Below are 3,237 nucleotides of genomic sequence, written 5' to 3'. Positions count from 1 at the left end.
GCGCGCGGTCGAGCACATACACCCGGGTGGCGGTGATCGGCGCGCCGATGGGCGGCGGTCCGGTGGGGGCGGAGCGGGGGCAGTCCCACGCCGTGACCTCGATCGAGGCTTCGGTGGGGCCGTAGAAGTTGTGCAGGCTCGCCGACAGGGCCGAGTGGAAACGCGTCTGGAGGTCCGCGGTCAGTGCCTCGCCGCTGCAGAAGACGGCGCGCAGACTCGGGTGGTCCCCGGGCGCGGACTGGTTCAGGAACGACCGCAGCATCGACGGGACGAAGTGGGCCACGGTGATCCGCTCGCGCCGGATCAGTCCGGCGACGTACTCCGGGTCGCGGTGCCCGCCGGGACGGGCCATCACCAGGGTCGCGCCGGAGGCCAGCGTGCAGAAGAACTCCCAGGCCGAGACGTCGAACCCGTAGGGGGTCTTCTGCAGAACACGGTCCCGCGAGGACAGGCCGTACCGCTCGATCATCCACACCAGACGGTTGACCACGCCGCGGTGCGGCACGACGGTCCCCTTGGGCCTGCCGGTGGTGCCCGAGGTGTAGCTGACGTAGACGGGATGCGCCGTGGTGAGGGAGGCCGTCCGGTCGGCGTCGGTGACGTCGTGTCCGGGATACGCGTGCGACGACCCGGCCGTGCCGGGATCGTCCAGCACCAGCCGGGGAACGTCCGGGGTGTCCTGGCGCTCGGCCACGACACCGGACAGGGTGAGCAGGCACACCGGATCGGCGTCGGCCAGCATGTACCGGACCCGGTCGTCGGGGAACTCGGGGTCGATCGGGAGGTAGGCCGCGCCGGACTTCATGACGGCCAGCAGCGCGACGACCATCTCCACCGAACGCGGCAGCATCAGCGCGACGATCCGCTCCGGTCCCGCGCCCAGCTCGACGAGGCGCCGCGCCAGCCGGTTCGCCTCGGCGTTCAGCTCGGCGTAGGTCACCGACCGGTCCTCGTACACCACCGCCACGGCGTCCGGCGTGCGGGCGGCCTGTCGCTCGAACAGCACCGGCACCGGGACGTCGGGCACCGGGGCGGCACCGGTGTCGTTCCACCTGGTGAGGACCAGATGCCGCTCGTCGGGCGACAGCAGATCGATCTCGCCCAGCCTGCGGTCCTGGTCGGCGGCGCCCGCGTCGACCAGGCGCACCCATCGCCGGATCAGGTTCTCGATCGTGGACCGGTCGTACAGGTCGGTGCTGTACTCGACGCGGCAGCGCAGGCCGGCGGGGGCGCCGTCGGGGGTGTGCCTCTCCAGGAGATTGACGGTGATGTCGAAGCGGGCGGTGGTGCGGGGCGGCAGCTCCCTGACCGCGTCGAGGCCGGGAAGGGCCAGCCCGGCCTCGACGTCCTTCTGGAGGACCAGCATGATCTGGAACAGCGGGTGGTGCGCCAGGGAGCGGCGCGGGTTGAGCACGTCCACCAGGTGGTCGAACGGCACGTCCTGGTTGGCGTAGGCCGACAGCGCGGTGTCGCGGACCCGGCCCAGCAGCTCACCGAAGGTCGGGTCTCCGGAGGTGTCGGTCCGCAGCACCAGCGTGTTGACGAAGAACCCGACCAGTTCGTCCAGTGCCTCGTCCGCCCGCCCGGCCACCGGGGAACCGATCGGGATGTCGGTGCCCGCGCCCAGCCGGGTCAGCACGCCCGCCAGCGCGGCGTGGAACATCATGAACACGCTGACGCCCGCCGCGCGCGCCGCGGCCACGACCCGCGCGTGGATCTCCGGGCCGATCGGCACGTCGACGGTGGCGCCGGCGCGAGAGGCGACCGCGGGCCGGGGCCGGTCGCCCGGCAGCCCCACCTGGTCGGGCACTCCGGCGAGCGCTTCCTTCCAGTAACGCGCCTGGGTCGCGGCGGTGCTGCCCGGGTCGGCGGGGTCCCCGAGGAAGTCCCGCTGCCACACCGCGTAGTCCGCGTACTGCACCGGCAGTTCGGGCCACGCCGGGGCGGTGCCGGCCCGCCGCGCGGCGTACGCCTCGGACAGGTCGCGCAGCAGCGGCCCCTGTGACCAGCCGTCACCGGCGATGTGGTGGATCACCAGCACGAACACGGACACGGGACCTTCGGGCCCGTCCGCGCAGCGCAGCAGCCACGCCGCCACCGGGATCCGGGTGGCCAGGTCGAACCGGTGGTCGACGGCCGCGCCCACGGCCGCCGGAAGCCGGTCGGCGGACACGTCGAGCGCGGTGAACGGCACCGGGGTGCCGGGGGGCAGCACCGTCTGCGCGGGAGTCCCGTCGGCCTCGGTGATCACCGTCCGCAGGGACTCGTGCCGGGCCACCACATCCGCGACCGCGGAGCGCAGCGCCTCCGTATCCGGCTCGCCGGTCAGCCGCAGGACCACCGGAATGTTGTAGACCGAACTCGCGTCTTCCAACTGGTCGAGAAACCAGAGGCGTTGCTGAGCGAAGGACACCGGCATCCGGTCCGAGCGAGGAACGCGCCGCAGAGCGGGGCGCGAGGCGTCCGCCGCTTCGCGGATCTCGCGCACCAGATCAGCGATCGTAGACGCTTCAAATACCGTCAGCACCGACAGCTCCGCCCCGAGCAGGGCTCCCACCCTGGCGGTCAGACGGGCCGCCGAAAGCGAATCGCCACCGAGTTCGATGAAGTCGTCATCAAGCTCTACGGGCCGTCCCAGCACATCGGCGATCAGATCGCGCACCATCTGGTCCCGCGGATCGTCTTCGGCAGTCCGGATCACTTGCCACGCCCCCTCTTGGCGGTTGCTTGCCGTGCAGGTCCTCAAGTCGTCGTCACCACGGGGCACCGGGTCCGGCACATCGCGCCGCAGGCGCTTGACCTCCGCAAACAAAGTTTGCGCGGGGTCCGGCGGGACACCGGTACCGGCGAGCACGCGGGAGAAGCCGCCGCCGCTCCCCGCATTCCGGAAATCAGGGTCGATATTCCTTCAGCAGGTGGCCCGGCAGGCGACCGGGATATTCACCGCGAGACGCGCCCGGCGCGTCTCGGTCTTTCTCCGTGACGCCGTCCGCCGCGCGCACTGGCGGCACACCCGGCGGGACGGGATATCGGCACCGGACAGAAAGGCATATGGCGCTCGGAATTCGCCGTACGAGCCATCACCATGATCGCGCTCTCACGGCCGCACCGGACCAGCGGAATGGGCTCGGCTCTCTTTCCCGGGACGCGCTCCGCCCATAGGACGTCCACGCAAGGAATTCCGGTGGATTCCGGTGATGCGGAGCGATACGACGGGAGCCAGGTGCCCGCGCGGTC

1 protein-coding gene is annotated in these 3,237 nt (G+C 71.5%); it reads right to left on the bottom strand.

Annotated features, from left to right (window positions below; translation table 11 throughout):
* The coding region (locus tag BN2279_RS07775; protein ID WP_159037107.1) for a condensation domain-containing protein at positions 1 to 2,665 on the bottom strand (2,665 nt) is incomplete at its 3' end.
* Positions 2,666 to 3,237 lie beyond the last annotated feature (572 nt).

This window comes from Streptomyces specialis, assembly GCF_001493375.1.
Classification (GTDB): Bacteria; Actinomycetota; Actinomycetes; order Streptomycetales; family Streptomycetaceae; genus Streptomyces; species Streptomyces specialis.
The sequence above is the reverse complement of the archived record's forward strand: the minus strand, read 5'-3'. Positions and strand labels throughout refer to the sequence as shown.